Raw genomic sequence first — 23,091 nt, forward strand, 5'->3', positions numbered from 1 at the left:
GCCGGTTGGCGGTGCCGTAGATCGACAAGTCGAGAAGACATATCGGCCCGAACTGTTTGTCGCTAGACTTGCCGCCCCGATTTTGCCGCAAGGACGCTCAGCATCATGGTTACCCCTCGTTTATTGGCTGTTGCCTGCCTGCTCGCCAGCGTTTGTGCGAGTGCTGAGCCGCTGACTTTTCACCTCACCGATCCGGCACAGAAGTATGCGATTGAGGTGGTGTTCCCCAATCCTCCAGCCCAAAGCTTCGAGGGCGCGCCCGCGCAGGTCACCTTGCGCGATAAGTCCAGTGGCCAGGAGCTGCAACGCATTGAGTCGCCCGAGGCGTTTGTCGATTTAGAACGCAACAGCAAAATGATGGAGATCAACCAGGCTCCGGCCTACGGCGATCAGAGCCTGCTGTTTTTCGATGACTTCAATTTCGACGGGCAACAGGATATGGCGGTACGCAACGGCAGTGAGGGCGGTTACGGCGGCCCTTCCTATGACATCTACCTGTCCGATCCCGCGAGCCCGACTCTGGTCTTTAACCCCAATTACTCCTACCTGACCCGTGATGGGCAGTTGGGCATGTTCGGTGTTGATCCAGTCGCCAAGCGCTTGCATACGAGCTCGAAAAGCGGCTGCTGCTGGCATCAGTACGCGACTTGGCAGATAGAGAAAAATCAACCGGTCATGGTCGCCGAAAAGATCATGGCCGCGCAGATGCCGACGGAGGCAAACCCCTTCATGCCGGCGGGCTACATGGACGTCACCGAGCGCGAACTGACGGCGGGTCAGTGGATCGAACGCCATCATCTTGAGGGCCCGGACACTGAGCCTCCGGTGATGTTGCGTGGCACCCTCGACGACAAGATCGCGGTCGAACTCTGGTGGCAACTTCAGGGGGCGGTGTACGTCGGTGAAGTTCGTTACGGTAAGAATGGCAGCGGCAAGCCGATCCGGCTGGTCGGTGGGGCGTACGACGATGGCGGTGTGTTGTTGCACGAATTGAGCGACGACGGTCAGATGACCGGCGACTGGTACCTGGAAGGCACGCCGAACGTACAGGGGACCCAGACCGGTACGTGGCGTAGCGCCAGCCGTGAGTTCAGCATCAAAATGCGGCCCACCGCTTTCAAAGTTGCGCCGCAAAAACTCGAGCGGGTTGCCGACAATCAACGTCAGGGCCACTACATGATTAGCAATGCCGCAGAGCAGCGAGTGGGTGAGATGTTTGTGAAAATACTGCCGGGGGTCGACAACGGCCCTGAGACCGCAGACATCAGCCTCAACGCTTTCCAGCTTAAGGATCCACCCAGCGAGATCCATTATCAGTCGACGTTGATGGCCGGCAATCTGGCCATTGTGCTGGATGCCCAGGGCGGGCCGATTTTTCGCCTGCAATTGCTCAACGGTGCGGCTAGCGTGACGGGTTACGGTGAGTATCAGAAATACAGCGGCGGTTATGTAAAAGTACCTTGAGGCAGGGGGCTAGAAATCCCACCGTGCTATCAGCAGTCAAAATGACGTGATCTCGAGTCATTAAGACCGCTGGTCAGCATCTCCGGCGCTTACCTTTACACCGGGTATTTGTCGATTTTGACGCTGATTTCGATGCATGCCATGACCATTATCGGCCCAACCCTGCTCAAAATCGGCTATGTGATGCGCCTGCTGACCCCGCATCGGCTGAGTATCTACCTATCCCGAGTGGTGGTCTGATAATCAAACCTGTGGCGAGGGGGCTTGCCCCCGTTCGGCTGCGGAGCAGTCGTAAATCCAGACGACTCGGTGACACTGAGAAAAGCCGGGGGTTACTCCGCAACCCAATGGGGGCAAGCCCCTCGCCACAGAATCGGTGTCAGGCTTAATTGACTGACATTAGCGTCCGAGGCCGCCGCGTTCAGCGATCCAGCGGGTCGCCAAATCAATAAACGCCCGCAGTTTCGGCTGGGTCTGGGTGCGACTCGGGAAGTACAGGTACAACCCCGAACTGAGCGGCACGAATGGCTGCAGCACCCGTTGCAGTCGTCCCTCCGCCAGTTCGTCGGTAATCTCCAGGTCGCAGGCATACGCCAGGCCCAGGCCATCTCGAGCAGCGGCCGCCAGCAACTTGCGGTCGTTGACGATCACGCCACCGGCAACGCCGACGGTAAAGTCGCGACCATCGCGCTGAAACTCCCAGCGATGGGCATTGCCCGAGGTCGAAAAGCGAAAGCCGATGCATTCATGCCCGGTCAGTTCTTCCGGGCTGGCGGGTTGGCCAGCCTTGGCGAAGTAGGCCGGGGAGCCGACCACTGACCATTGCAGGTCCGGTGTCAGGCGCACGGCGACCATGTCTTTCTCGATCGATTCACCCAAACGGATCCCGGCATCGAAGCCGCCGGCCATGAGGTCCACCGTGGCGTCATCCAGGGAAATATCGAGGGTGACTTGCGGGTGGGCCTGGCGAAACAACGGAATCAGCGGCTCAATCAACAGCGCACCAGACAAACGTGGCGCGGTGATGCGCAGGGTGCCCATCGGTTGATCGCGAAAGCCGCTGAGCACCGCCAGCGCTTCATCGATCTCACTGGCCGCCGGGCGCAAGCGCGTAAACAGGCTGGCGCCGGCCTCGGTCAACGCCACGCGGCGGGTGGTGCGCTGGAACAGCAGCACGCCGGTGCGCCGCTCAAGCAACTTGATCGCATGGCTGACCGCCGTAGGCGTGACGGCCAGCCGGGTGGCGGCGAGGGTGAAGCTTTTATGCTCGGCTACCGCGAGGAACTCGGTCAAGCCGTCGAACGGATCGTGATTCATGGTCGAACCATTATGAAAGAGCGTTTCATAGTGCTTGTAACACGAGGGCATTTTTCCGACCAATCTTCCTGCGTACCTTGGTGCCTGTCCCAACCCCACACAAGGTATCGAACATGAGCACCTCTCATTCTTTCAAACGTGTCTGGCTCGTCACCGGCGCTTCCCGTGGTATCGGTGCGAAAATCGTTGCCGCCGCGCTGGCCAACGGTGATGCGGTGGTGGCCACGGCTCGCGACGCGAGCACAATCGTTCAGCGTTTTGGCGATCAACCGGGCTTGCTGGCCGCCACCCTGGACGTGACCAACGAAGCCCAGGGCGTGGCGGTAGCTCAAGCTGCCATCGAGCATTTCGGGCGCATCGACGTGCTGGTCAACAATGCCGGTTTCGGTTTGATCGGGGCGGTGGAAGAGGCGAGCAGCGATGAAATCAAGCGGCTTTATGAAACCAACGTCTTTGGCCTGCTGAACGTTACACGTGGGGTCTTGCCGCACATGCGCGCCGCCCGCAGCGGGCATGTGATCAACATTTCGTCGGTGGGCGGTTATCAGTCGGCGCCGGGCTATGGCATTTATTGCTCGACCAAGTTCGCCGTCGAAGCCCTGAGCGAAGCCCTGCACGGCGAACTGGCGCCGTTGGGGGTGAAAGTGACGGTGGTTGAGCCGGGCTACTTCCGCACTGACTTCCTTGATTCCAATTCCCTGGTTGAGTCGCCGGAAACGATCGCCGACTACGCCTCGACCGCCGGCGAAGTGCGCAAACAGGCCAAAGCCATCAATCAGCAACAACCCGGTGACCCGGAAAAACTGGCCCAGGCGCTGATCACGCTGGTCGAGGCTGAACAACCGCCGCTGCGTTTGCCACTGGGTTCGGATTCGGTGCTCTATATCGCGGCCAAGAATGCGTTTGTTGCCGAAGAACTGAACACCTGGCGCAAGCTGTCAGAGTCCACCGACTTCTAAACCAATCGGCTGACCTCTGTAGGAGCAAAGCTTGCTCGCGATAGCGGTCTTCCAGTCAGTAGAGATGTTGACTGACACCCCGCCTTCGCGAGCAAGCCCGCTCCCACAGGGGTAACTCAATAGATCAGGTATTTGTGTTCGATCTTGCGTGACCGGCGGTCGCTGAATCTGGCCACCCGTTCAATCTGCGCTTAGCTGTATGGATAGCCCGAGGCGTGTAGCCCCGCCGACCCTGTAGGAGCAAAGCTTGCTCGCGATGAACGGTAACGTGGTTTGTCAGACCTGACGCCTTCGCCGGCAAGCCTGGCTCCTACAAATAACGACGGTGTTTCAACGGCGCCCCTTCAGAACACCGTGAGTCTGAGGAAATCCGTAATGCTTACCCTGAATATCAATGGCAAGGACCAGGCACTGGACGTCCCCGCGGACATGCCTTTGCTGTGGGTCTTGCGCGATGTCGCGCACCTGACCGGGACCAAATTCGGTTGCGGCATGGCCCAGTGCGGTGCCTGCACCGTGCACGTCGACGGCGCGCCGCTGCGCTCCTGTATCACTCCTGTCACGGCCGTGGCCAACGGGCAAAAAATCCTCACCATCGAAGGCCTGTCCACCGACGGTTCGCACCCGGTGCAACAAGCCTGGGCTGAGCTTGACGTGGTGCAGTGCGGTTACTGCCAGTCGGGGCAGATCATGTCGGCCGCAGCCTTGCTGGCGAAGATCCCCAAACCCACCGACAGTGACATCGATCAGGCGCTGTCCGGCAACATCTGCCGCTGCGGCACTTACCCAAGGATCCGTGCGGCGGTCAAACGCGCCGCCGAGATCGGTTGATGCTACGTCCGGGGGAGTCAGTTCAATGAACAGCTTCAGTCCTGTTTCACGCCGTGGTTTTCTCAAGGGCAGTGCGGTGCTTGGCGGTGGGTTGGTGGTGGCGTTTGTCATTCCCGGCGGCCATCGTTTTGCTTTGGGCGCCGAGGATCAAGGCAATGTCTTCGCGCCGAATGCCTTCCTGCGAATCGCCAATGACAACAGCGTCACCATCCTGCTCGGCCATTCGGAAATGGGCCAGGGCATCTGGACCGGCCTGACCATGCTGATCGCCGAGGAGTTGGACGCCGACTGGTCGAAGATCCGCGTCGAACATTCACCCGCCTCGGCCAAGGATTATGGTCTGGCCGGGTTTGGCGGCATGCAGATCACTGGCGGGTCTACTTCGACCTGGATGGAGTTCGACCGCTATCGTCAGGCCGGCGCCGCCGCGCGCCTGATGTTGATCGACGCCGCCGCCAAGCGCTTCAACGTCGCGCCGTCCGAGATTCGCACCGAACCGGGCGTGGTCATCGCTGGCGACAAACGCGCGACCTACGGTGAACTGGCGGATGACGCCGGCAAGCTGCCTGTGCCGGACCCGGCCTCGATCAAGTTCAAGGACGCCAAGGACTGGAAGATCATCGGCAAACCGACCAAACGGCTCGACACCCCGGAGAAAATCACCGGTCGGGCCAAGTTCGGCATGGACGTGCAATTTGAAGGGCTGATGACCGCCATGGTTGCGCGCCCGCCGGTGTTTGGCGGCAGCGTCAAATCCTTCGAAGGCGCCGAGGCGCTGGCGGTGCAGGGGGTGCACAAAGTGGTGCAGGTGCCCACGGGCGTGGCGGTGATTGCCGATCACTACTGGGCGGCGAAACTGGGCCGCGATGCGCTGAACATCGACTGGGACCTGGGGCCGAACACCGGCCTCGACAGCGTGAAACTGCTGGAAAGCTTCCGCCAACTCGCCGCTACCCCCGGCATGCCAGCTAGTCAGGCTGGCGATGCAGCCGCCACATTGGGCAAAGCACCAAAAACCATCGACGTTGAATACAGCGTGCCGTACCTGGCCCATGCACCAATGGAACCGCTCAACTGCACGGTGAAAATCACTGCGGACAAATGCGAAATCTGGACCGGCACCCAGTTCCAGACCCTCGATCAAATGATCGCGGGCAAGATCACCGGGCTTAAACCCGAACAGGTTGAAATCCACACCGAATTCCTCGGCGGCGGTTTTGGCCGTCGGGCCAACCCGACCTCGGATTTTGTCAGTGAAGCGGTGCAAGTCGCGAAGGCCGCCGGTATGCCGGTGAAAACCGTCTGGTCCCGGGAAGACGACATTCGTGGCGGCTATTACCGCTCGATGTTCCTGCATCAGGCGCGTATTGGTCTGGATGCGGCCGGTATGCCGCTGGCCTGGAAGCATGTGATGGTCGGGCAGTCGATCATGGACGGCACGGCGTTTGCGGCGACGATGGTCAAGGACGGCGTCGACAAAACCTCGGTCGAAGGTGTGGCCGACAGCCCTTACCTTGAAGGCATGGCCAATCATCTGGTGGAGCTGCATTCACCGAAAACCGGCATCAACGTGCTGTGGCTGCGTTCGGTTGGGCACAGCCACAACGCCTTTGTCATGGAATCGCTGATCGACGAACTGGCCACGGCCGCCGGCAAAGACCCGGTGGAATACCGCCGAACCTTGCTCAAGGACCATCCACGGCATCTGGGCGTACTGAACCTGGCCGTGGAAAAAGCTAACTGGAACGCGCCGCTGCCGGACGGTCACGCCTTGGGTGTTGCGGTGCACGAATCGTTCGGGAGCTTCGTTGCGCATGTCGCCGAAGTGTCCCAGGACAATCTGAAGATCCGCGTGCATCGGGTGGTGTGCGCGGTGGACTGCGGCATCGCGGTCAACCCCGAAAGCATCGCTGCGCAAATGGAATCTTGCGTTACCTTCGGCCTGGGGTTTGCGCTGCACAGCAAAGTGACGTTCAAGGACGGCCAGGTGGTGCAGTCCAATTACCACGATTATCAGGTGCTGCGGCTCAACGAAATGCCGGTGGTGGAGGTGCACATCGTGCCCAGTACCGACAAACCAGGCGGTATCGGCGAGGCCGGTGTGCCGCCCATGGCGCCAGCGGTGGCCAACGCAGTGTTTGCCCTGACCGGGCAACGCCTGCGGGAACTGCCGTTGCAACTGTCGGGGGTGTGAGATGAAACGACATTTGATACTGGGCGCCGTGGTGCTGATCGGACTGGGCGGCTACGCCTCGGAGCTGTTCGCCGACGATCAGGCTGCGTTGAAAGCCTTCGGGACGGTGCAGAAGGTTTTCCAGAGCCCGCGCTGCCAGAACTGCCACATCCCAGGCGATTCACCGTTGCAGTTCGATGCTGGCATCCCGCACGCGATGAACGTAGTGCGCGGCATGGACGGCAAGGGCGCCGCCGGTTTGCCCTGCGCCACCTGCCATGCCGAAAACAACCCGCCGGCCAGTTTCGGCCCCCACGCACCGCCAGGCGCGCCGCACTGGAGCCTGCCATCCGCGGCGCACAAAATGGCCTGGATCGGCCTGCCGCCAGACAAACTCTGCGCGTTGATCAAGGATCGCTCCAGCAATGGCGACCGTGATTTCGCCGCGCTGATCAAACACGTCAGCGACGACAAACTGGTGCTCTGGGGCTGGAATCCGGGTGGCAATCGGGCGCCGGTGCCGGTGCCTCACGACATTTTCGTTACCCAGTTCAAGCTCTGGGCGGACGCCGGAGGGCCGTGCCCGGTAGCGGGCATCTGACCAGCGGCGGATTTATCAGGAGTCAAACCGGGTCTGTGCGCCTCTAACGTATAGACCCATCAAAGGAGTGAGACATGTTGGTTCCAGGCAAACCGGTCAAGCCGGGGGCTTGTGCAGACACCCTGCGCGGGCCGGATGCTTCATTACAAGAGCGCGAACTGTTGCGCGAATTGGCGCGCCAGGCCGAGCAAGAACTGACGGCGGTGCAGGTGGCGAGCATGGATGAACTGACTCTGCTGCCCAATCGTCATGGCTTCGAGGCGCTGGCTCAACGGGGGTTGGACGCGTGCTTGCGATTAGGCAAGCCGGCGACCTTGCTGTTTTTCGACCTCGACAACTTCAAACACATCAATGAGCTGTATGGCCGCGCCGAAGGCGACGATGCCCTGAAAACCTTCGCCGATGTGCTGCGGATTGCCTTTCGCGAGAGTGATGTGATTGGCCGTATGGGCAGCGACGAGTTCGCGGCGCTGCTGACTGGTGCCAATGGAGTGGAGATCGAGGCCATCCGGGCGCGGCTCGAAGAGATGCTCGACGAGCGCAACGCCACGGTGCACCGCGGCTATGCCATTCGCTTCAGTATCGGCCAGATCGAGTGTCATCCATCGCTTGACCAGACGGCTGAGAGGCTATTGGCGGCTTTCAGTGAACAGTTCGGCAGCCACCCGTTCCGCCGTTCGTAATAACAAACCGTCGTTTCTGAACCGGCCGATCATCTGCAACCCGATTGGCAGCAGTCCCTCGGCGCGCGCCAGTGGGATGTTCACCTGTGGCCAGCCGAACGCCCCCCAGAACTTGATGAAGTCCGATGGCCCGGTGTTTTCGGTGCTGTCCACGGCCAGCGGCGCAACCATCCCGCAGCAAGGGCCGAGCATGGCGTCGAAAGGCTGGCATCGCTCGTTGAGACGCGGTGCAAGGGCTGCCAACCGGGCCTTGGCTGCGGATTCCTGTTCCCATGTCGTGGCTGCGGCTCGGTCGAACATCGCCAGTATCGAGGGGCTTAACAGCGCGCGGTGCTGCTGAAATTCCTTCGCCAGCGAACGGGCGCCCTCGCAATCGTTGATTAGCTGATGATCATCGAACACACCGGCAAATTCGTCCGGCAATTGCAGTTCGCTGATCTGATGGCCAGCGTTGCGCAGATGCTCAAGGGCGTGTTCCAGAGCGCTGGCGACCTCGGGGTCGACTTGATCCCAGCGCGCGGTGCGGTAGAAGCCCAAATTCAGCGGGCGTTGTGGGGTTTCAGGTAGGGCAAAGCCAGGAATCAGAACGCGTGCCACGAGGTGCAGATCCCGCACCGAGCGACCGTACCAGCCCACGGTGTCGAAGCTCGGCGCCAGCGGTTTCACGCCTTCCAGCGAGACCACTCCTGTCGAAGGCTTAAAGGCGAACAACCCGCAGTAAGAGGCCGGTTTGAGCAGCGAACCGGCAGTCTGGGTACCCAGCGCCACGGCAAAGAAATCCGCCGCCATCCCGGCCGCGGAGCCGGCGCTTGAGCTGCCCGGCGTGCGGTCCAGATCATGCGGGTTGCGGGTCGGGCCGGTGTGCATGTAGGCAAATTCGGTGGTGTGGGTCTTGCCCATGATCAACGCGCCGGCCTCGCGCAGCAGCGTCACTGCATGGGCGTCCCGGGACGGTTGATGGTCGGCATAGATCGGCGAGAAGAACTGCGTGGGATGGTCTTCGCTGTCGAAGATGTCTTTGACGCCTACCGGCACGCCAGCCAACAGGCCTTTATTTTTTTTAAGTGCAGCTTGCAGGCGGACCTGCAACGGTTTGAACGAGACGAAAGCCTGGATCTGCGGTTCCAGGGTTTGAATGCGCTCAAGAAAAGTATCGGCAATCTCGGCGGTTGTGGTTTCACCGTTGTTCACCGCTTCACTGAGGGCGGTGGCGTCCATTCCAGGGCCGATCATTTGGCGAACAACTGATTGATGTCCTTGAACGCCTTGAACTCCAGCGCATTGCCGCACGGGTCGAACAGAAACATCGTCGCTTGCTCGCCCACCAGTCCCTGAAAACGAATGCCGGGTTCAATCACGAACTGCGTGCCGAGGGATTTCAGCCGTTCGGCCAAGGCTTCCCATTCCGCCATGCCCAGCACCACGCCGAAATGCGGCACCGGCACGTTATGGCCGTCCACGGCATTGGTGTGGGCCGCTTCCTGAGAGGCGTTTTTCGGCGCCAGGTGAATGACAAACTGATGACCGAAAAAGTTGAAATCCACCCAGTGATCGCTGGAGCGGCCTTCTTCCAGACCGAACACGTCGCCATAGAAACGGCGTGCGGCTGTCAGGTCATACACCGGAATGGCCAAGTGAAAAGGGGAGAGCGGCATTGGGTAATCCTCAACGGTCGAAAGTTGAAGCTGAGTTTAGCTCTGTGCTTTTTGATTAAAAGACGATAATTTTTGCATCGAGCAAAAAATATTTCGATCAATGGCGACGGCGGTGCGTATGTTGCGGGAACTGAAAACCTTTATCGCCGTGACCCGTTACGGCACGTTCGCCGCGGCCGGCATGCACATCGGCCTCACGCAGTCGGCAGTCAGTGCGCAGATCCGTAATCTGGAACAGGCCTTGGGCATTCGGCTATTCGACCGCACCGGGCGCCAGGCGCTGCTCAACGCGGCGGGGCAGCGTGCCTTGCCGATGGCTCGGGAGATGCTGGAAACCTTCGCGCGCATGGCGGTCAGCGATGACGTCAGTGAGTATCGCGGCGAACTGAAAATTGGCGCGGTGGCCACGGTCCAGACCGGGTTGTTGCCTCAGGCGTTATTGCGTTTGAGGCAGCAGGCGCCGCTGCTGGAGCCGAAACTGGTGCCAGGTGTTTCGTTGAACCTGTTGAGTCAGGTGGATACTGGCGAAGTGGACTTGGCGATCCTGATCAAGCCGCCATTCGAACTGCCCAAGGAGCTGTCGGCACAGGTCATTCGCAAAGAACCGTTTGTGCTGATCGTGCCGGCGGACCTGGAGGGTGATGATCCGCTGCAACTGCTCGCCGAGCATCCTCAGGTGCGCTACGACCGCAATTCGTTCGGCGGGCGGTTGGTGACGCGGTTTCTGCGCGAGCAACAGATTGACGTGCAGGTCGGGCTGGAACTGGATGAGCTGGAGGCCATCGTGAAAATGGTCGAATGCGGCTTGGGGGTTTCGCTGCTGCCGGAGGCGGGGTTGTGGGTTGAGCATGGGGCGAAGGTGAGGGTGATTCGGTTGGGTGAATTGACGTTCTATCGCGAGATTGTGCTGTTGCAGCGTTATAGCCAGCGGATGCAGCCGATTCAGCAGCTGTTTGCGCGGTGTCTCATGCAAAATACATAACCCCCCTGTGGGAGCGGGCTTGCTCGCGAATGCGGTCTTCCAGTTGATAGAAATGTCGACTGACACACCGCATTCGCGAGCAAGCCCGCTCCCACAGTGGATCGAGTCAGTCTTTAAATTGCAGGCATAAAAAAACCCGCCTGACTCGGCGGGTTTTTTATTGGCTAACCGAAGATCACTCTTCGATGTTGCCCATGGCGGTCGTGTTGAAACCACCGTCTACGTACATGATTTCGCCGCTGATGCCGGACGCCAGGTCCGAGCACAGGAAGGCGCCGGCGTTGCCGACTTCGTCGATGGTGACGTTGCGACGCAGCGGGGTTTGCGCTTCGTTGGCGGCCAGCATCTTACGGAAGTTCTTGATGCCGGAAGCGGCGAGGGTGCGGATCGGGCCAGCCGATACAGCGTTGACGCGGGTGCCTTCCGGGCCCAGGGAGCCGGCCAGGTAACGAACGCCAGCTTCCAGGGAAGCCTTGGCCATGCCCATTACGTTGTAGTTCGGCATGGTGCGCTCGGCGCCCAGGTACGACAGGGTCAGCAGGCTGCCATTGCGGCCTTTCATCATTTCGCGACCAGCCTTGGCCAGGGCCACGAAGCTGTAGGCGCTGATGTCGTGAGCGATGCGGAAACCTTCACGGGTGGTGGCTTCGGTGAAGTCGCCGTCCAGTTGGTCGCCCGGGGCGAAGCCGACGGAGTGAACGATCACGTCCAAACCATCCCACTTCTTGCTCAGTTCTTCGAAGACCTTGGCGATTTCTTCATCGCTGGCCACGTCGCACGGGAAGCACAGCTCAGGGCTCGAGCCCCAGCCTTGTGCGAATTCTTCGACACGACCCTTGAGTTTGTCGTTCTGATAAGTGAAGGCAAGCTCAGCGCCCTCGCGATGCATGGCGGCAGCGATGCCGGATGCGATGGACAGCTTGCTGGCGACACCGACGATCAGTACGCGCTTACCGGCGAGAAAACCCATGTGTTGCTCCTCTTTTCAGGTTATTGCGCAGTGGCTGGTGCCAGGAAAGCGGCTTCCAGCAACTGCTGTGTATACGGATGTTGGGGGGCGGCAAAGATACTTTGCGCGTCTCCCTGTTCGACCACTTGGCCATGCTTGACCACCATCAACTGGTGGCTCAGCGCTTTGACGACAGCCAGGTCATGGCTGATAAACAGATACGTCAGGTTGTACTTGGTTTGCAGTGAACGCAAAAGCTCCACCACTTGGCGCTGGACTGTCCGGTCGAGGGCCGAAGTCGGCTCGTCCAACAGTATCAACGCCGGTTTTAGCACTAATGCCCGGGCAATGGCGATTCTCTGCCGTTGCCCGCCGGAAAATTCATGGGGGTAGCGGTTCCGGGTTTCCGGGTCCAGGCCTACCTCCTTCAATGCCGCAATAATCGCTTGTTCCTGTTCCGCCTCGGTGCCCATCTTGTGGATTCGCAGGCCTTCGCCGACGATCTGGCTCACGCACATCCGTGGGCTCAGGCTGCCGAACGGGTCCTGGAACACCACCTGCATCTCCCGGCGCAACGGCCGAACCTCGCTCTGCGTCAGGCAGTCTAGCTGCTTGCCTTCAAAACGGATGCCGCCCTTGCTGCCGATCAACCTCAAAATCGCCAAACCGAGTGTCGATTTACCGGAACCGCTTTCTCCCACAATCCCCAGGGTCTGGCCCTGGGGCAGGCTGAAATTGATGCCGTCGACCGCTTTGACGTAATCCACCGTGGTTTTCAAGAAGCCTTTCTTGATCGGGAACCAGACTTTCAGGTCCTCGACTTGCAGCAATGGCGGGCCAATCACGTTGGTCGCCGGCTTGCCGCTGGGCTCCGCTGCCAGCAGTTCCCGAGTGTACGGATGCTGCGGCGCGCGGAACAACTCTTCGCACGATGCCTGTTCGACGATGCAACCGCGCTGCATGACACATACGCGATGCGCAATTCTTCGCACAAGGTTCAAATCGTGACTGATCAGTAACAACGCCATGCCCAAACGGGCCTGTAATTCCTTGAGCAATTCGAGGATTTTCAGCTGAACGGTCACGTCTAACGCCGTGGTCGGTTCATCGGCAATCAGCAGTTCCGGCTCGTTGGCCAGGGCCATGGCGATCATTACCCGTTGCCGCTGGCCGCCGGACAATTCGTGGGGCAGGGCCTTGAGGCGCTTGTGCGGCTCGGGGATGCCGACCATCTCCAGCAGCTCAAGCGTGCGCTTGGTCGCGACTTTGCCGGTCAAACCCTTGTGAATGCCCAGCACCTCGTTGATCTGCTTCTCGATTGAGTGCAGCGGATTGAGCGAGGTCATCGGCTCCTGGAAGATCATCGCGATCCGGTTACCACGGATGTGACGGATGGTTTTCTCTTTCAGGCTCAGCAGGTCTTGCCCGGAATATTCGATGGTGCCGGACGGGTGCCGGGCGAGCGGGTAGGGCAGCAGGCGCAGGATCGAGTGCGCGGTCACCGATTTTCCGGAGCCGCTTTCGCCCACCAAGGCCAGGGTTTCGCCGCGCTTGATATCGAAGCTGACGCCTTCGACCACCCGCTGCACGCGCTCGCCGACGACGAATTCGACGGCGAGGTCGCGCACTTCGATCAGATTGTCCTGATTCATTTCACTTCCTCGGGTCGAAGGCATCGCGAGCGGATTCGCCGATAAACACCAGCAAACTCAACATCAACGCCAGTACCGCAAACGCGCTCATGCCGAGCCACGGCGCCTGCAGGTTGGATTTGCCCTGGGCCACCAGTTCGCCGAGCGACGGGCTGCCGGCCGGCAAACCGAAACCGAGGAAGTCCAGTGCCGTCAGCGTGCCAATGGCGCCGGTCAGGATGAACGGCATGAAGGTCATGGTAGAGACCATGGCGTTGGGCAGGATGTGGCGGAACATGATTCCGCCATTCTGCATCCCCAGCGCCCGGGCCGCGCGCACGTATTCAAGGTTACGGCCACGTAGGAACTCGGCACGGACCACGTCCACCAGGCTCATCCACGAAAACAGCAGCATGATCCCCAGCAACCACCAGAAGTTCGGCTGGACGAAACTGGCGAGGATGATCAGCAGATAGAGCACCGGCAGCCCGGACCAGATCTCGAGGAAACGCTGCCCGGCCAGATCGACCCAGCCGCCATAGAAACCCTGCAAGGCCCCGGCGATCACGCCGATGATCGAGCTGAGAATGGTCAGCGTCAGGGCAAACAACACCGAAATCCGGAAGCCGTAAATCACTCGGGCCAACACATCGCGGCCCTGATCGTCGGTGCCCAGCAGGTTGTCCGCCGAGGGCGGTGCCGGGGCCGGGACTTTCAGGTCGTAGTTGATGCTCTGGTAGCTGTAAGGGATCGGCGCCCACAGAATCCAGGCGTCCTTGGCCTTGAGCAGTTCGCGGATGTACGGGCTCTTGTAGTTGGCTTCCAGCGGGAACTCACCGCCGAAGGTGGTTTCCGGGTAGCGCTTGAGTGCCGGGAAATACCAACTGTTGTCGTAATGCACGACCAGCGGTTTGTCGTTGGCAATCAGCTCGGCACCGAGGCTGGCGCCGAACAGGATCAGAAACAGCCACAGCGACCACCAGCCACGCTTGTTGGCCTTGAACAATTCGAAACGACGGCGATTGAGGGGAGACAGGTTCATCTCAATGCTCCCGGTGTTCGAAGTCGATACGCGGATCGACCAGGGTGTAGGTGAGGTCGCCGATCAGTTTCACCACCAGCCCCAACAACGTGAAGATAAACAACGTGCCGAAGACCACCGGGTAATCGCGGTTGATCGCCGCTTCAAAACTCATCAGGCCGAGGCCGTCGAGGGAGAAAATCACTTCCACCAGCAGCGAGCCGGTAAAGAAAATGCCGATGAACGCCGACGGGAACCCGGCGATCACCAACAGCATGGCGTTGCGGAATACGTGGCCGTAAAGCACTCGGTGATTGGTCAGGCCCTTGGCTTTCGCGGTGACCACGTACTGCTTGTTGATTTCATCAAGGAAGCTGTTTTTGGTCAGCAAGGTCATGGTCGCGAAGTTGCCGATCACCAGCGCCGTCACCGGCAGGGCCAGGTGCCAGAAGTAATCGAGAATCTTGCCGCCCATGCTCAGTTCGGCGAAGTTGTTCGAGGTCAGGCCCCGTAGCGGGAACCAGTCGAAATAACTACCGCCAGCAAACACCACGATCAGCAGGATGGCAAACAGGAACGCCGGGATTGCGTAACCGACGATGATCGCCGAACTGGTCCAGACGTCGAAATGGCTGCCGTGTCGCGTTGCCTTGGCGATCCCCAGCGGGATCGACACCAGGTACATGATCAGCGTGCTCCACAGCCCGAGGGAGATCGACACCGGCATCTTTTCCTTGATCAGGTCGATGACCTTCGCGTCGCGGAAGAAGCTGTCGCCGAAATCCAGGGTCGCGTAGTTCTTGACCATGATCCACAAGCGTTCCGGCGCCGATTTGTCGAAGCCGTACATGTGCTCGATTTCCTTGACCAGCGCCGGGTCCAGGCCCTGGGCGCCGCGATAGGCCGAGCCTGCCACCGAGACTTCGGCACCGCCACCGGCGATGCGGCTGGTGGCGCCTTCAAAGCCTTCGAGCTTGGCGATCATCTGTTCCACCGGGCCACCGGGAGCGGCCTGGATGATCAGGAAATTGATCAGCAAAATACCGAACAAGGTCGGGATGATCAGCAGCAGTCGCCGAAAAATATACGCCAGCATCTGATTACTCCGTGCCCGCAGGGTCGGCTTGCAGTTTGGTTTCGACTTCTACAGCCGGTTTTGCGTCAGGCTTGACCCACCAGGTGGCGATGCCGACGTCGTACTTGGGTGAAATTTTTGGGTGGCCGATGTGGTTCCAGTAGGCCACGCGCCAGGTCTTGATGTGCCAGTTGGGGATCACGTAATAACCCCATTGCAGCACGCGGTCCAGCGCCCGGGCGTGGGCCACCAGGCTTTTACGCGAATCGGCGTTGATCAGTTCCTCGACCAATTGGTCCACCACCGGGTCTTTCAGGCCCATGGAGTTGCGGCTGCCGGGTTTATCGGCGGCGGCGGACATCCAGAACTCGCGCTGTTCGTTGCCCGGCGAGCTGGACTGCGGGAAGCTGCCGACGATCATGTCGAAGTCCCGGGAGCGCACGCGGTTGATGTACTGCGAGACGTCAACCCGGCGAATCACCAGATCGATGCCGAGGTCACTGAGGTTACGCTTGAATGGCAACAGCACCCGTTCGAATTCGGTCTGGGCCAGCAGAAATTCGATGCTCACCGGTTTGCCGGTGGCATCGACCATTTTGTCATCGACGATCCGCCAGCCGGCCTCTTGCAACAACTGATAGGCCTTGCGTTGCTGGGTGCGAATCATGCCGCTGGCGTCGGTCGTCGGGTTTTGGAACGCCTCGCTGAACACCTCGGCCGGCAGCTTGCTGCGGAACGGATCGAGGATTGCCAGTTGATCGGCGTCCGGCAGGCCGGTGGCGGCCATTTCCGAGTTTTCGAAGAAACTGCGAGTGCGCGCATAGGCGCCGTTGAACAGTTGCTTGTTGGTCCATTCAAAATCCAGCAGCAACGTCAGGGCCTGACGCACGCGGATGTCCTGGAACACCGGGCGACGCAGGTTGAACACGAAGCCTTGCATGCCCGTCGGGTTGCCGTTGGGAATCTGTTCCTTGATCAACCGACCTTCGGTAACGGCCGGGATGTTGTAGGCATTGGCCCAGTTCTTCGCGGTCATCTCCAGCCAGTAATCGAACTGCCCGGCCTTGAGTGCTTCGAGGGCCACGGTGTTGTCGCGGTAATAGTCGGAGGTCATCACGTCGAAGTTGTAAAAACCACGGTTTACCGGCAGGTCTTTGCCCCAGTAATCCTTGACCCGTTCGTAACGCACCGACCGCCCGGCCTTCACTTCGCTGACCTTGTAGGGGCCGCTGCCCAGCGGGATTTCCAGGTTGCCTTTGTTGAAGTCGCGGGTCGCCCACCAATGTTTTGGCAGCACCGGCAACTGGCCGAGGATCAGCGGCAGCTCGCGGTTGTTGTTGTGCTTGAACTTGAACAGCACCGTCAGCGGGTCTTCGGCGACCACCTCCGCGACGTCGCTGTAGTAGCCGCGATAGAGCGGGGCGCCGTCCTTGATCAGGGTCTCGAAACTGAACACCACGTCTTCGGCGCGCACCGGGTGACCGTCGTGGAACCGCGCTTCCGGGCGCAGGTAGAAACGCACCCAGCTGTTGTCCGGGGCCTTCTCGATCTTGCCGGCGATCAACCCGTATTCGGTGAACGGTTCGTCCAGGCCTTGCTTGGCCAGGGTGTCGTAGATCATCCCGATATCGTCGGCCGGCACGCCTTTGCTGATGAACGGGTTGAGGCTGTCGAACCCGCCGAAACCGGCCTGGCGGAAGATCCCGCCCTTGGGCGCGTCCGGGTTGACGTAATCGAAATGCTTGAAGTCGGCCGGGTATTTCGGCGGCTCGTTGTACAGGGTCAGGGCATGTTGCGGGGCGGCGCAGGCCAGCCCGGCGAACAACAGACCGCTGGCCTGCAAGAGCAGGGCGCGTACGGGGTTCATTGACCTTTCTCCGAAGATTTCAGCCACCACGCAGAAATGCCCAGGGTGTAGGGCGGCGTGGTGACGAAGGCGAACCGGTTGCGGTAGGCCAGGCGATGATAATTAAGGTACCAGTTGGGAATGCTGTAGTGCTGCCACAGCAGCACCCGGTCGAGGGCCTTGCCGGCGGCGACCTGTTCATCGCGAGTCTGCGCGGCGAGCAGTTGCTCAAGCAAATGATCGACCACCGGGTTGGCGATGCCCGCGTAGTTTTTACTGCCCTTGACCCCGGCCTGGCTGGAATGGAAGTACTGCCATTGCTCCAGTCCCGGGCTGAGGGTCTGGTTGAGGGTCATCAGGATCATGTCGAAATCGAACTGATCCAGGCGTTGTTTGTACTGGGCGCGATCCACCGTACGCAGCCGGGCGTCGATGCCGATGCTGGCGAGGTTCTCGACGTAGGGCTGAAGGATGCGTTCCAGGTTTGGGTTGACCAGCAGAATCTCAAACCGCAGCGGCTGGCCTTTGGCGTTTTCGACCCGTTGGCCGTTGAGCTTCCAGCCGGCCTCGTTGAGCAGGCCCAAGGCTTTGCGCAAGGTTTCCCGGGGGATGCCGCGGCCGTCGGTCTGCGGCAGGCTGAAGGGCTCGACGAAGAGCTTGGCGGGCAACTGTTCGCGATAGGGCTTGAGCATCAGCCATTCGTGACCAACCGGCAGGCTGGTGGCCTCGAATTCACTGTTGGGGTAGTAACTGGTGGCGCGCTTGTAGGCGCCGCTGAACAGCGTGCGATTGGTCCACTCGAAATCGAACATCAGCCCCAGCGCTTCGCGGACCTTGACCTCGGAAAAAGTCGGGCGCCGGGTATTCATGAACAGGCCCTGGCTCTGGGTCGGGATCTGGTGCGGGATCTGCGCCTTGATCACATCGCCACGGGTGACGGCCGGGAAGTTATAACCGTTGTCCCAGTTCTTCGCCTGATGCTCGATGTAGATGTCGAATTCGCCGGCCTTGAAGGCTTCGAAGGCCACGTCGCTGTCGCGGTAGAACTCGACTTCCATGCGGTCGAAGTTGTACTTGCCGCGATTGACCGCCAGGTCCTTGCCCCAGTAATCCTTGACCCGTTCGAAGATGATCTGCCGCCCCGGTTGCACCGAGGTGATGCGATACGGCCCGCTGCCCAGCGGCGGCTCGAAGGTGGTGGCCTTGAAGTCGCGACCTTTCCAGTAATGCTGGGGCAGCACCGGCAACTCGCCCAGACGCAGGATCTGCAACGGATTGCCGGCGCGCTTGAAGACAAAGCGAATGCGCTGCGGGTTGAGGATGTCGACCCGCAGCACTTCCTGGAGGGCGGTGCGGTACTGCGGATGGCCTTCCTTGAGCAGCAACCGGTAGGAAAACGCCACGTCGTAAGCGGTGATCGGCGTGCCATCGTGGAAACGCGCTTCAGGGCGCAGGTTGAACACCACCCAGCTGCGGTCCTCGCTGTATTCCACCGATTGGGCGATCAGGCCATAGCTGGACGTTGGCTCGTCGCCGGACGGCGCGTACTGGCCGGTGCCGACCATCAGCGGTTCGTTGAGCTCGTTGATGCCGTATTGCAGGAAATTCGGGGTGGAAACCGGGCTTGAGCCCTTGAAGGTGTAAGGGTTGAGCGTATCGAAGGTGCCAAACGCCATCACCCGCAACGTACCGCCCTTGGGCGCTTGCGGGTTGACCCAGTCGAAGTGGGTAAATCTGGCCGGGTACTTGAGCGTGCCGAACTGCGCATAACCATGGCTTTCGCTGATCGTCGCGCTTGCGGGTGAGCTCAAGGCCAGGCTGATCAGGAGCAGGAGGAGGGCGCGCTTCAAGTCAGAGATCCGATCCAGGCGGCTTGGGCTTTGTGGGCCGTACAGTAACAGCTTGTATCGACAGGAAAAAGACAGGGGGTTAATGCGCTGTTAATTGCTGGCGTGGAGGTCCGGCGACTCGCAGAACCTGTGGGAGCGAGCTTGCCTGTGGCGAGGGGGCTTGCCCCCGTTGGGTCGCGAAGCGGCCCCGGCATTCTTTCAATTAAACCGTGCTAATAGGTTTAGCGACTGCTTCGCATCCGAACGGGGGCAAGCCCCCTCGCCACAAAAGCCACCACAACCCTCAAATCGCAGGCAAAAAAAAGCCCCTGGATCCAGGGGCTTTTTTTTAGCGTGGCGAAGACACCGTCAGCATCTGACCTGGCTTCAGCGCCTGGCCAACCCGCGGGTTCCAGCGCTTGAGGTGTTGCATTTCAACGTTGAAACGCTTGGCGACCATGTACAGCGAGTCGCCTTGCTTGACCTTGTATTGGGTTTGCTCCGTCTTGCTGGTGGTCTTGCCGTTCGCCTTGGAGTTGGCTGCCACGACGGTGTTGACGCGACCGGCGCTACGTTTGGTGGTGTCCCGCATGACCAGGGTCTGGCCGACCTTGAGGTTCTTGCCGGTCATCTTGTTCCAGCGTTGCAGGTCTTTGACATCGACCTTGTTCGCTTTGGCGATGGTCGCCAGGTTGTCGCCACGTTTGACGCGATAGGCGCGCTTGAGTTTGGCGATTTCGTTGTCGTCGGCACCTTCGAACACTGGTTTGAGTGGTCGCGAGCTGATCAGCTCTTCGGGGCGCATGGTCGACAGGCTGGCAGTCAGCAGTTGCGCCTTGGACGTCGGCACCAGCAAATGCTGGGGACCGTCGATGGTGGTGCGCTGCTTGAAGGCCGGGTTGAGCTGGAACAGTTCGTCTTCGTCGATGTTGGCCACCGCGGCAACCTTGGACAGGTCCATGCGCTGGTTGATTTCGACGACCTGGAAGTACGGTTCGTTGGCGATCGGGCTGAGGTTCACGCCGTAGGCTTCCGGCGACAGCACCACTTGCGACAGGGCCAGCAACTTCGGCACGTAGGCCTGGGTTTCGGCCGGCAGCGGCAGGTTCCAGTAGTCGGTTGGCAAACCAAGCTTCTCGTTACGCTCGATGGCCCGGCTGACCGTGCCTTCGCCGGCGTTATAAGCAGCGAGGGCCAGCAACCAGTCACCGTTGAACATGTCGTGCAGGCGGGTCAGGTAATCCATGGCCGCGGTGGTCGAGGCGGTAATGTCGCGACGGCCATCATAGAAACGGGTTTGACGCAGGTTGTAGTAACGCCCGGTGGAAGGGATGAATTGCCAAAGGCCCACCGCGTCGGCCCGGGAATAGGCCATCGGGTTGTAGGCGCTTTCAATCACTGGCAGCAGCGCCAGTTCCAGCGGCATGTTGCGTTCTTCAAGGCGTTCGATGATGTAGTGGATGTACAGGCTGCCGCGTTCGCCGGCGTTTTCGAGGAAGGACGGGTTGCTGGCGAACCACAGTCGTTGTTGCTCGATACGCGGGTTGACGCCCAGGCCATCCTGCAGTTGGAAGCCTTGGCGCATGCGCTCCCAGACGTCCTGAGGTACTTGTGGAGTAGGTTTTTCGCTGAGCCAGATAGGTTTTTGCTTGGCTCGAGCGGCGATATTCGGAGTGTGGGCCGCGTCGGTCTGCGGCACATGGCTTGAACAGCCCGCCAAAGTGGCGGACACAGCCACCGCTATGGCTTGAGCCAAGCGGGTCAATGCGTCTGAATTGATGGCTTTACGAATAGATGACGACATTGGCTGGAAGTAAGTTCCGGGCAAAAATGTCGGGGGATTCTAGAAAGCGTACCCGTCGCGGTCAACCATTCAGAATTTTTGTACCAATAGGTAGCCTGCTTAGAACTTATCTTTCCAAGCTCGCAAGGCAGCAAAAACCGCACTCGGGACCCGGTTATTGGTTCCATTCCGTTCGTCCACTTTTTCTTTAACGGATGTTTCGCTGACACGTAAAAATGGGTTGGTGAGCTTTTCCAGGGCGATTGTCGAAGGCAATGTCATGACCCCGGCTTCGCGCTGAGCGGTGACTTTGGCCAGCCGTTCGGCGGTGTCCGGATTACCCGGTTCGACTGCTGCGGCAAACTTCAGGTTGCTGAGGGTGTATTCGTGGGTGCAATAGACCAGCGTATCCTCAGGCAAGGACGCCAGGCGCGTCAGCGAGGTGTGCATCTGCTCCGGCGTGCCTTCGAACAACCGACCACAACCGGCGGCGAACAGGGTGTCGCCGCAAAACAGCAGGCCGTGGTGATAAAAGGCGATGTGCCCCAGGGTGTGGCCGGGGACGGCGAACACATCGAAGTCCCAGCCGAGCACGTTGATGCGGTCGTTGTCCTTGAGCGCGACGTCCCGTGCCGGGATGGTTTCGCTGGCGGGGCCGTAGACAGTTGCGTCAGTCGCTTTTTTCAGCTGTTCGACGCCGCCGACATGGTCATGATGGTGGTGAGTGATCAGAATATCGCTGAGCACCCAGCCCGGATGCGCCGCCAGCCAGGCCTGGACCGGCGCGGCGTCGCCCGGATCGACCACGGCGCAGCGTTGGGTGCGGTGGTCCTGCAACAACCAGATGTAGTTGTCGGTGAAGGCGGGTAGGGCACTGATCTGTATCATCGTCGGATTCGCCAAGCGGAAAACAATGGCGCATCTTAGAACTTCCTGGCGCTTTGGAGAATGCAATGACCGATAAAGCGTTCGCTCAGGCTGATCCTGACTGGCTGGCATTGATCAGCGCGGCCCGTGAATGGCTGTCCGGCCCCATTGGGCAATTTCTGCTGGACGAAGAACGGCGCATGCTCGAAGACGAGTTGGGTCGGTTCTTCGGCGGCTACCTGGTGCACTACGGCCCGCAGGCCGAGACACCGCCGTCCGCGCCGCAAGTGCAGCGTAACGTACGCCTCGGCGCGCCATTGCCCGGCGTCGAGATCGTCTGCGAAGAACAGGCCTGGCCCTTGAGCGAGCACGCCGCGGACGTGGTGGTGTTGCAGCATGGGCTGGATTTCTGCCTGTCGCCCCACGGTTTGCTGCGCGAAGCGGCGAGCAGTGTGCGGCCCGGCGGGCATTTGCTGATCGTCGGTATCAATCCATGGAGCGCTTGGGGCTTGCGCCACGTCTTTGCCAACGACGCCATGCGCCAGGCCCGTTGTATTTCGCCATCGCGGGTCAGCGACTGGTTGAACCTGCTGGGCTTCGCGCTGGAGAAACGCCGCTTCGGGTGCTATCGTCCGCCGCTTGCGTCGCCCACATGGCAGGCCCGTCTGGCGGGTTGGGAGCGCAAGGCTGGTGACTGGCAGCTATCGGGCGGCGGCTTCTATTTATTGGTCGCGCGCAAGATCGTGGTCGGCCTGCGGCCGGTGCGCCAGGAACGGCGCGAACCGATGGGCAAGTTGATTCCATTGCCTATGGCCAAGGTCAATCGTCGCCACATCGAGCCATAAACACTCTTTATTTCCCGGCCGGGCTTGCCCGGCCTCGGGCATCGTCGATCCTGGATCGGCGAGCCACCGCATTTTCTGGATAGATTGGCATGAGCGATAGCGTAGAACTGTTCACTGATGGCGCCTGCAAAGGCAACCCTGGCCCCGGCGGCTGGGGCGCACTGCTGGTGTGCAAGGGCGTCGAAAAGGAACTCTGGGGCGGCGAAGCCAACACCACCAACAATCGCATGGAACTGATGGGCGCGATCAAAGGCCTGGAAGAACTCAAGCGTTCCTGCGACGTGCTGCTGGTAACGGACTCCCAGTACGTGATGAAAGGCATCAACGAGTGGATGGATAACTGGAAGAAGCGTGGCTGGAAAACGGCTGCCAAGGAACCGGTTAAAAATGCCGACCTGTGGAAACTGCTGGACGAACAGGTCAACCGCCACAACGTGACCTGGAAGTGGGTCCGCGGCCACATCGGCCACCACGGCAACGAACGGGCCGACCAGTTGGCCAACCGTGGTGTGGATGATGTGCGTGGTTACAAACAAGACTGACGGCTGATCACGATTCCCGTATAGGGGCTGCCGAAGGC

20 protein-coding genes and 1 pseudogene are annotated in these 23,091 nt (G+C 60.3%); 10 read left to right on the forward strand and 11 right to left on the reverse strand.

Annotation, left to right across the window (positions count from 1 at the left end):
• Positions 1-105 precede the first annotated feature (105 nt).
• Positions 106-1,464: an XAC2610-related protein gene (locus AC1MEW_RS17425; protein ID WP_480423011.1), complete on the forward strand. Its 1,359-nt coding sequence runs from the start codon at positions 106-108 to the stop codon at positions 1,462-1,464.
• Positions 1,465-1,533: 69 nt separating this feature from the next.
• Positions 1,534-1,704 (forward strand): annotated as a pseudogene (locus AC1MEW_RS17430) (transmembrane sensor/regulator PpyR); the annotation flags it as partial.
• Between the two features lie 159 nt (positions 1,705-1,863).
• On the opposite strand, the gene AC1MEW_RS17435 reads toward AC1MEW_RS17430, so the two are convergent.
• Positions 1,864-2,781, reverse strand: coding sequence for a LysR family transcriptional regulator (locus AC1MEW_RS17435; RefSeq protein WP_242486424.1), 918 nt, complete (start codon positions 2,779-2,781; stop codon positions 1,864-1,866).
• A 113-nt stretch (positions 2,782-2,894) separates the two neighbouring features.
• Between AC1MEW_RS17435 and AC1MEW_RS17440 the strand changes: the two genes are divergently transcribed.
• From AC1MEW_RS17440 to AC1MEW_RS17460, 5 genes are all read left to right on the forward strand, one after another.
• Positions 2,895-3,740, forward strand: a complete 846-nt coding sequence (locus AC1MEW_RS17440; protein WP_480423012.1) for an oxidoreductase — start codon at positions 2,895-2,897, stop codon at positions 3,738-3,740.
• Positions 3,741-4,115: 375 nt separating this feature from the next.
• Complete coding sequence (locus AC1MEW_RS17445) at positions 4,116-4,571, forward strand: (2Fe-2S)-binding protein (protein ID WP_201202648.1); 456 nt, start codon at positions 4,116-4,118, stop codon at positions 4,569-4,571.
• Between the two features lie 25 nt (positions 4,572-4,596).
• Entirely contained in the window at positions 4,597-6,765 is a 2,169-nt protein-coding gene (locus AC1MEW_RS17450) for a xanthine dehydrogenase family protein molybdopterin-binding subunit (protein ID WP_480423013.1), read from the forward strand.
• A gap of 1 nt (position 6,766) precedes the next feature.
• Positions 6,767-7,345, forward strand: a complete 579-nt coding sequence (locus AC1MEW_RS17455; RefSeq protein ID WP_322268786.1) for a hypothetical protein — start codon at positions 6,767-6,769, stop codon at positions 7,343-7,345.
• A 74-nt stretch (positions 7,346-7,419) separates the two neighbouring features.
• Positions 7,420-8,028 carry a GGDEF domain-containing protein gene (locus AC1MEW_RS17460; protein ID WP_201257421.1) on the forward strand — a complete coding sequence of 203 codons (609 nt, stop codon included), beginning with the start codon at positions 7,420-7,422 and terminating at the stop codon, positions 8,026-8,028.
• On the opposite strand, the gene AC1MEW_RS17465 is transcribed toward AC1MEW_RS17460, so the two are convergent.
• Together AC1MEW_RS17465 and AC1MEW_RS17470 are read right to left on the reverse strand one after the other, a co-directional pair.
• Positions 7,975-9,261, reverse strand: a complete 1,287-nt coding sequence (locus AC1MEW_RS17465; protein WP_201257422.1) for an amidase — start codon at positions 9,259-9,261, stop codon at positions 7,975-7,977. The two genes, AC1MEW_RS17460 and AC1MEW_RS17465, sit on opposite strands and share 54 nt — an antisense overlap.
• Positions 9,258-9,683 (reverse strand): VOC family protein, encoded by a 426-nt coding sequence (locus tag AC1MEW_RS17470; protein WP_201257423.1) that lies wholly within the window; start codon positions 9,681-9,683, stop codon positions 9,258-9,260. Before AC1MEW_RS17470 ends, AC1MEW_RS17465 begins: the two co-directional genes overlap by 4 nt.
• A 118-nt stretch (positions 9,684-9,801) precedes the next feature.
• On the opposite strand from AC1MEW_RS17470, the gene AC1MEW_RS17475 reads away from it, so the two are divergent.
• Complete coding sequence (locus AC1MEW_RS17475; protein ID WP_201257424.1) at positions 9,802-10,665, forward strand: LysR family transcriptional regulator; 864 nt, start codon at positions 9,802-9,804, stop codon at positions 10,663-10,665.
• Positions 10,666-10,840: 175 nt separating this feature from the next.
• On the opposite strand, the gene fabI is transcribed toward AC1MEW_RS17475, so the two are convergent.
• The 8 genes from fabI to gloB all read right to left on the reverse strand — a co-directional run bounded on the left by fabI (position 10,841) and on the right by gloB (position 21,687).
• The gene (gene fabI / locus AC1MEW_RS17480) at positions 10,841-11,635 is read right to left on the reverse strand and encodes an enoyl-ACP reductase FabI (RefSeq protein ID WP_054047522.1); all 795 of its coding nucleotides are present in this window, start codon (positions 11,633-11,635) and stop codon (positions 10,841-10,843) included.
• Positions 11,636-11,655: 20 nt separating this feature from the next.
• A complete protein-coding gene (locus AC1MEW_RS17485) occupies positions 11,656-13,266 on the reverse strand; it encodes an ABC transporter ATP-binding protein (protein ID WP_201202658.1) in 1,611 nt (536 codons plus the stop codon).
• A gap of 1 nt (position 13,267) precedes the next feature.
• A complete protein-coding gene (locus tag AC1MEW_RS17490; RefSeq protein ID WP_201202660.1) occupies positions 13,268-14,287 on the reverse strand; it encodes an ABC transporter permease in 1,020 nt (339 codons plus the stop codon).
• A gap of 1 nt (position 14,288) precedes the next feature.
• A complete protein-coding gene (locus AC1MEW_RS17495) occupies positions 14,289-15,362 on the reverse strand; it encodes a microcin C ABC transporter permease YejB (RefSeq protein WP_201202662.1) in 1,074 nt (357 codons plus the stop codon).
• Positions 15,363-15,366: 4 nt separating this feature from the next.
• Positions 15,367-17,208, reverse strand: coding sequence for an extracellular solute-binding protein (locus AC1MEW_RS17500; protein ID WP_322268784.1), 1,842 nt, complete (start codon positions 17,206-17,208; stop codon positions 15,367-15,369).
• Entirely contained in the window at positions 17,205-19,037 is a 1,833-nt protein-coding gene (locus tag AC1MEW_RS17505; protein ID WP_480423014.1) for an extracellular solute-binding protein, read from the reverse strand. The genes AC1MEW_RS17500 and AC1MEW_RS17505 overlap by 4 nt, the downstream gene beginning before the upstream one ends.
• Before the next feature lie 328 nt (positions 19,038-19,365).
• Entirely contained in the window at positions 19,366-20,820 is a 1,455-nt protein-coding gene (locus tag AC1MEW_RS17510; RefSeq protein ID WP_201257426.1) for a transglycosylase SLT domain-containing protein, read from the reverse strand.
• Positions 20,821-20,919: 99 nt separating this feature from the next.
• On the reverse strand, positions 20,920-21,687 hold the full coding sequence (gene gloB / locus AC1MEW_RS17515; protein ID WP_201202676.1) for a hydroxyacylglutathione hydrolase: 768 nt from the start codon (positions 21,685-21,687) through the stop codon (positions 20,920-20,922).
• Between the two features lie 65 nt (positions 21,688-21,752).
• On the opposite strand from gloB, the gene AC1MEW_RS17520 reads away from it, so the two are divergent.
• Both AC1MEW_RS17520 and rnhA read left to right on the forward strand, forming a co-directional pair.
• Positions 21,753-22,511, forward strand: coding sequence for a methyltransferase domain-containing protein (locus AC1MEW_RS17520; RefSeq protein WP_201202678.1), 759 nt, complete (start codon positions 21,753-21,755; stop codon positions 22,509-22,511).
• Positions 22,512-22,600: 89 nt separating this feature from the next.
• Positions 22,601-23,053 carry a ribonuclease HI gene (gene rnhA, locus AC1MEW_RS17525; RefSeq protein WP_201197424.1) on the forward strand — a complete coding sequence of 151 codons (453 nt, stop codon included), beginning with the start codon at positions 22,601-22,603 and terminating at the stop codon, positions 23,051-23,053.
• The last annotated feature ends 38 nt before the right edge of the window (positions 23,054-23,091 follow it).

The organism is Pseudomonas sp. ASL4, assembly GCF_056680395.1.

Bases quoted from the DNA above. Each gene is read 5' to 3' on its own strand.
- AC1MEW_RS17425 (WP_480423011.1), top strand. From the start codon at position 106: ATGGTTACCCCTCGTTTATTGGCTGTTGCCTGCCTGCTCGCCAGCGTT.
- AC1MEW_RS17435 (WP_242486424.1), bottom strand. From the start codon at position 2,781: ATGAATCACGATCCGTTCGACGGCTTGACCGAGTTCCTCGCGGTAGCC.
- AC1MEW_RS17440 (WP_480423012.1), top strand. From the start codon at position 2,895: ATGAGCACCTCTCATTCTTTCAAACGTGTCTGGCTCGTCACCGGCGCT.
- AC1MEW_RS17445 (WP_201202648.1), top strand. From the start codon at position 4,116: ATGCTTACCCTGAATATCAATGGCAAGGACCAGGCACTGGACGTCCCC.
- AC1MEW_RS17450 (WP_480423013.1), top strand. From the start codon at position 4,597: ATGAACAGCTTCAGTCCTGTTTCACGCCGTGGTTTTCTCAAGGGCAGT.
- AC1MEW_RS17455 (WP_322268786.1), top strand. From the start codon at position 6,767: ATGAAACGACATTTGATACTGGGCGCCGTGGTGCTGATCGGACTGGGC.
- AC1MEW_RS17460 (WP_201257421.1), top strand. From the start codon at position 7,420: ATGTTGGTTCCAGGCAAACCGGTCAAGCCGGGGGCTTGTGCAGACACC.
- AC1MEW_RS17465 (WP_201257422.1), bottom strand. From the start codon at position 9,261: ATGATCGGCCCTGGAATGGACGCCACCGCCCTCAGTGAAGCGGTGAAC.
- AC1MEW_RS17470 (WP_201257423.1), bottom strand. From the start codon at position 9,683: ATGCCGCTCTCCCCTTTTCACTTGGCCATTCCGGTGTATGACCTGACA.
- AC1MEW_RS17475 (WP_201257424.1), top strand. From the start codon at position 9,802: ATGTTGCGGGAACTGAAAACCTTTATCGCCGTGACCCGTTACGGCACG.
- fabI (WP_054047522.1), bottom strand. From the start codon at position 11,635: ATGGGTTTTCTCGCCGGTAAGCGCGTACTGATCGTCGGTGTCGCCAGC.
- AC1MEW_RS17485 (WP_201202658.1), bottom strand. From the start codon at position 13,266: ATGAATCAGGACAATCTGATCGAAGTGCGCGACCTCGCCGTCGAATTC.
- AC1MEW_RS17490 (WP_201202660.1), bottom strand. From the start codon at position 14,287: ATGAACCTGTCTCCCCTCAATCGCCGTCGTTTCGAATTGTTCAAGGCC.
- AC1MEW_RS17495 (WP_201202662.1), bottom strand. From the start codon at position 15,362: ATGCTGGCGTATATTTTTCGGCGACTGCTGCTGATCATCCCGACCTTG.
- AC1MEW_RS17500 (WP_322268784.1), bottom strand. From the start codon at position 17,208: ATGAACCCCGTACGCGCCCTGCTCTTGCAGGCCAGCGGTCTGTTGTTC.
- AC1MEW_RS17510 (WP_201257426.1), bottom strand. From the start codon at position 20,820: ATGTCGTCATCTATTCGTAAAGCCATCAATTCAGACGCATTGACCCGC.
- gloB (WP_201202676.1), bottom strand. From the start codon at position 21,687: ATGATACAGATCAGTGCCCTACCCGCCTTCACCGACAACTACATCTGG.
- AC1MEW_RS17520 (WP_201202678.1), top strand. From the start codon at position 21,753: ATGACCGATAAAGCGTTCGCTCAGGCTGATCCTGACTGGCTGGCATTG.
- rnhA (WP_201197424.1), top strand. From the start codon at position 22,601: ATGAGCGATAGCGTAGAACTGTTCACTGATGGCGCCTGCAAAGGCAAC.